The following is a 5,074-nucleotide window of genomic DNA, read 5'->3' on the forward strand; positions in this document are numbered from 1 at the left end:
TATATGGGCTGCTCGACCTTCGCCAATTACACCGTGCTGCCGGAGATTGCCGTTGCCAAGGTCAATCCGGACGCTCCCTTCGACAAGATCTGCTATATCGGCTGCGGCGTCACGACCGGCATCGGTGCGGTCATCAACACCGCCAAGGTGGAGATGGGGGCAACGGCGATCGTCTTCGGTCTTGGCGGCATCGGCCTCAACGTCATCCAGGGCCTGAAGCTTGCTGGTGCCGACATGATCATCGGCGTCGATCTCAACAATGACAAGAAGGCCTGGGGCGAGCGCTTCGGCATGACGCACTTCGTCAATCCGAAGGAAGTCGGCGACGATATCGTGCCCTACCTCGTCAACATGACGAAGCGTGGTGCCGACCAGATCGGTGGCGCCGACTATACCTTCGACTGCACCGGCAACACCAAGGTCATGCGTCAGGCGCTGGAATCAAGCCATCGCGGCTGGGGCAAGTCCGTCGTCATCGGCGTTGCCGGCGCCGGCCAGGAGATCTCGACGCGCCCGTTCCAGCTGGTGACGGGCCGCTCGTGGATGGGCACGGCCTTCGGCGGTGCCCGCGGCCGCACCGATGTCCCGAAGATCGTCGACTGGTACATGGAGGGCAAGATCCAGATCGATCCGATGATCACCCACACCTTGCCCCTCGACGACATCAACAAGGGCTTCGAGCTCATGCACTCCGGCGAAAGCATCCGAAGCGTCGTGCTGTATTGACGAAGCAGGCAGCCTAGTTGGAATTATTTGGCAGTCCGAGCGACGGATAAGCCGATGACCATCGTTCAAGAAGGACGCCGATCTCGTGATGGGGTCGGCGGCTTGAACATGAATGGCCTTCAGGCAAAAGGATATGCCCATGACCCGCAAGCTGTTAAGTGCGACCGTCGCCGCTCTCTTCGCCCTGTCTTCCGCAACCGTGGTCTTCGCCCAAACGACGACACCTGCGACGACCGCAACGCCAGCTCCCGCCACGACCCCTTCCACATCGGCACCATCATCGACCATGCCGTCGAAGGATGAGATCAAGACGGCGCGGCAAGCCTGCCGGCAGGACGCGACGGGGCAGGGCCTCAAGGGCCAGGCGCGCAAGGACGCAGTCAAAAGCTGCCTGCAGCAGAAGTATCCGGTTCTGGCAAAACGCAAGACATGTCATGACGAAGGCGCGGCCAAGGGTCTGGAGAAGAAAGCATTGCGGGACTACGTCAAGCAATGCATCACCGCGAGCTGAACAGCAGCCTGCGACCACGATCCTCACTCGACCCGCCACACAATGACAGTCCGCTCTACGGGGCGGACCACCTGCCTCGCATAATCACTGTATCCGTCACGTCCCCCTTTTCCTTCAAGGCAAGCCTCCTTATCTCCCTGGCAAGGATATAGATTTCAGGGCGCAACGTGCTTTTCCATCCCAACCGACTTTCATTCGGCATAGTCCTGCCGGCGCAGACGAGAACAGCCGCCGACATACGGTTCGATACCCAACTCGGTATCGCCGCCCAAGCCGACAAATTGGGTTTCGATGCGCTGTGGGTGAGGGATGTCCCCCTTAACAGCGAAAGCTATCCCGATCCGATCGGGCATGCCGATCCATGGGTCTTCCTCGGAGCGTTGGCCGCATCCACATCCAAGGTAGCGCTGGCGACGGGCGCGATCGTGCTGCCTTTGCGGCATCCGCTCCATATCGCCAAGGCCGCGCTGTCCGTCGCCTCCCTGTCGAAAGGTCGGTTCGTCCTCGGTCTCGGTTCGGGAGACCGGCCGAGCGAATATGACGTTTTCGGTGAGGATATCGAGAACCGCAAGGCGCTCTTTCAATCGCATTGGGAGCGCCTCGCCGCTGCGCTCAGTCCGGATCAGAAAGTCATCGATGAAGGCGATCGCGTGCGAAACGAGTTCGCCGTTAGACCTGCGCTGCAACAACCGCCCATTCCCATGGTCGCGGTCGGCTCATCGTCGCAATCTCTCGAGTGGATCGCGCGCCATGCGACGGCCTGGATGACCTATTACCGGCCGTTGCCCGTCCAAAAAGACCGGTTGGCGCTTTGGCATAATGCGCAGGCTAAGGTAACCAAGGATTTTCGCGGCTTCGGCCAGTCCATGGTCCTGGAACTGCTCGATAACCCTCGGGCCTCCTATGAGGAGATCAATCTCGGCGGCAGAACCGGCAGGCGAGGGTTGATCGACGCCTTGTCGGCGATGCGTGAAGCAGGCATTCATCACGTCGCCTTCAATCTTGTCGCGCAGGGTCGCCCGCCCGGGGAAACCATGGAGGAGATCGCCGCGGATATTCTACCGGCCATCCAATAGCTTCAGCGAATTGCCCTCGATGGTGGCGTCAAGGAAATCATGTCCATGGGGCGCTGGCTTTTGCGGCCCCTGCCACCTATCTTTCGGCTGAAACCAAAAAGGGCCGATCTTGCTTCTCGAAATTTCCATCGTCATCGTTCTCACCCTCCTTAACGGCGTGCTTGCCATGTCGGAATTGGCGATCGTCTCATCCCGTCCTGCCCGCCTGAAGGTGTTTTCCGACCAAGGCAGCGGAGGCGCGGCCATGGCGATGAGGCTGGCCGAGGAACCGGGCCGCTTCCTTTCAACCGTACAGATCGGCATCACGCTCGTCGGCGTCCTGTCCGGCGCGTTCTCGGGCGCCACGCTCGGCGCTCGGCTGTCGGGCTGGCTCGCCACACAAGGTCTTTCAGTCGCAGCCGCCGACGCCATCGGCGTCGGTTCCGTCGTGGTCGCCATTACCTATCTGTCGCTGATCATCGGCGAGCTTGTCCCGAAGCAGGTCGCTCTGCGAGCGCCGGAAGCGGTCGCCAGTAAGGTCGCGCCGGCCATGGTGTTTCTTTCGCGGGCCGCAGCGCCGCTCGTCTGGCTGCTGGACATTTCGGGACGGCTGGTTCTGAGCGCGCTCGGCCAATCCGGCAAGGCCGCGGATGGTGTCAGCGACGAGGAAATCAAGACGGTTCTGGCAGAAGCGCAAAGTGCAGGTGTCATCGCAACAGAAGAGCAGGCGATGATCTCGGGCGTCATGCGATTGGCCGACCGAACCGCAAGAGCACTCATGACACCACGTCGCGACGTGGAAGTCATCGATATCGAGGATAGCTTCGACGAGGTTCGTGAGCAGCTTCGCCGCACCGAAAAGGCGCGATTGCCGCTGCGCAAGGACAGCTCCGACGAAATCGTCGGCGTGCTGACGACCAGCGATTTCTTCGATGCGCTGGCTTCCGGCGGTCAGGCCGACATTCTGAAGCTTGCCAAACAGGTGCCAATCGTTTCAGACCTTTCCAGCGCCCTTGACGTGGTCAAGGCGCTGCGTCGCTCTTCTTCGCATATGGTGCTTGTCTATGACGAATACGGCCACTTCGAGGGCGTCATCACATCCGGCGACATCCTCGAAGCCATCCTGGGAGCCGTGGAGGAGAGCGATGCAGGCGGCGAGCAGGCTCTAGTCCGCCGTCACGACGGCAGCTATCTCGTGTCCGGCTGGATGCCCATCGACGAGTTCGCCGATTTCATGAACCTGCAGATCGAAGACGATCGCGACTACCAGACCGTCGCAGGCTTCGTGCTGCAGGAGTTGCGCCATCTTCCGGATGTCGGCGAAAGTTTCTCGAAAAGCGGCTGGCGCTTCGAGGTCGTGGATCTGGATGGCCGCAGGATCGACAAGCTGCTGGTAAGCGCGGATGACACCGATCGCGAAGCGGATCACTGAAGCTCATCTGAAAGGCGGTCGATCGTTTCGACACGGGTATGCCGACATCGGTCGGTTTCAAAATTGCCTCCGCCCAGGTTTTGACGCGACCTTGGTTAACAGTAACCAAGTATGGCAATGACCGACTTGGGAGATGCTACCTTGAAATCTACCGTGTCGCGGCAATGACGGCATACTGCATCTGAATCCGTACAATAGACTTGACTTGCAAGCTTTCCGGCCTGTCGTTCCGTGGCATCGGCAATCTGAACCGTCGCGTCAGCATATGTCAAAGGATCCATCTCCCGGCGCTGATCCCGCCAAGCTCTTTCGACGAGATCCACATCTACCACCTGCCTCGCACGCGCATGATCGTCAGCACATTTGGGAGGAACCGAATCACCTCTGCTGAAGCAGATCATTTCCGAAGCAATGCGACAGGCAAGGTCTTCGACAGCAACCACCTTGATTGGCAGGTCGCCGATCAGCGCGGGTCTGGTCCGCATCAGCGTATCACCACACGCGCTAAACACGTCGATGCGCACACGCTGCTTCGGCTCTACAAGCTGAATGGCTAGCTTACCTTTTGGACGATCCGGGTGCGCATGGCTAATCATGAATGCCGAGGCGAGGGTCGACGGCAATGCCTCGAACGTCGAGACGACAACATCGATATCGTTGAAAGCTCGCTGGCGGCCGAGACCAGAGCCAAGACCTGGCTCCAATGCCATTCCCCCGGTAATGGCATAATCCAGGCCGCAGGCGTTCAACTTCCGAAGCACGGAAAAGACCCGCTGGGCATCAACCACTTCCAGGAATGGATCAAGCCGCATTGTCATTTATCAGTCACTCCGCGCGTGGAACACGCCATCCGCCGATAGTGGAATGCGAAGGTCCCATATTTCGATGAGACCGCGCTCTATCCCTGAGAATCACAGTTTGATAAAATATGATTTGCGTCAAAAGACAGAGCTTTCCAAATCGCGATTAAGTTCCATAACATAGATTATCTGATATTTGTTTGCAGGCGGGTACATTCTATTTTCAAGTGCGACATGCCAATGAATTCAATGGCTTCACTTTGGAGATTTTGGCATGTCCCGGTGCTATCAGCAACTCACCCTCGCCGATCGGCGGCGCCTTCATCACCTTGTCGAGCGCAAGGTTCCGGTCAACGAGATGGCCCGCCAACTCGGGCGTCACCGATCGACTATCTATCGTGAGATCAGACGCAATACGTTCCATGACCGTGAGCTTCCCGAATACAGCGGCTACTTCTCGACGGTCGCCGACGACATTGCCAAGGAACGCCGCCGGCGCTTGCGAAAGCTTCGACGCCATCCGCATTTGCGTCGTATGGTCATTGAGAAA

The 5,074-nt window shown here is 59.0% G+C and carries 6 protein-coding genes; 5 read left to right on the top strand and 1 reads right to left on the bottom strand.

The features are described from left to right. From GA0061100_RS34020 to GA0061100_RS34035, 4 genes are all read left to right on the top strand, one after another. On the top strand, window positions 1-726 hold a 726-nt coding region (locus GA0061100_RS34020), incomplete at its 5' end, for a zinc-binding dehydrogenase (RefSeq protein ID WP_143525624.1). A gap of 139 nt (window positions 727-865) precedes the next feature. After that, window positions 866-1,237 carry a PsiF family protein gene (locus GA0061100_RS34025; RefSeq protein WP_075857257.1) on the top strand — a complete coding sequence of 124 codons (372 nt, stop codon included), beginning with the start codon at window positions 866-868 and terminating at the stop codon, window positions 1,235-1,237. A gap of 167 nt (window positions 1,238-1,404) precedes the next feature. Beyond that, complete coding sequence (locus tag GA0061100_RS34030; protein WP_075857254.1) at window positions 1,405-2,313, top strand: TIGR03571 family LLM class oxidoreductase; 909 nt, start codon at window positions 1,405-1,407, stop codon at window positions 2,311-2,313. Between the two features lie 109 nt (window positions 2,314-2,422). Next, a complete protein-coding gene (locus GA0061100_RS34035) occupies window positions 2,423-3,724 on the top strand; it encodes a hemolysin family protein (protein WP_075857255.1) in 1,302 nt (433 codons plus the stop codon). A gap of 95 nt (window positions 3,725-3,819) precedes the next feature. On the opposite strand, the gene GA0061100_RS34040 is transcribed toward GA0061100_RS34035, so the two are convergent. After that, entirely contained in the window at window positions 3,820-4,542 is a 723-nt protein-coding gene (locus tag GA0061100_RS34040; protein ID WP_075857256.1) for a hypothetical protein, read from the bottom strand. Between the two features lie 256 nt (window positions 4,543-4,798). Between GA0061100_RS34040 and GA0061100_RS34045 the strand changes: the two genes are divergently transcribed. Further along, on the top strand, window positions 4,799-5,074 hold a 276-nt coding region (locus GA0061100_RS34045; protein WP_143525625.1), incomplete at its 3' end, for a helix-turn-helix domain-containing protein.

Source organism: Martinezella hainanensis, assembly GCF_900094555.1.
In the GTDB taxonomy this organism is placed as follows: Bacteria; Pseudomonadota; Alphaproteobacteria; order Rhizobiales; family Rhizobiaceae; genus Rhizobium; species Rhizobium hainanense.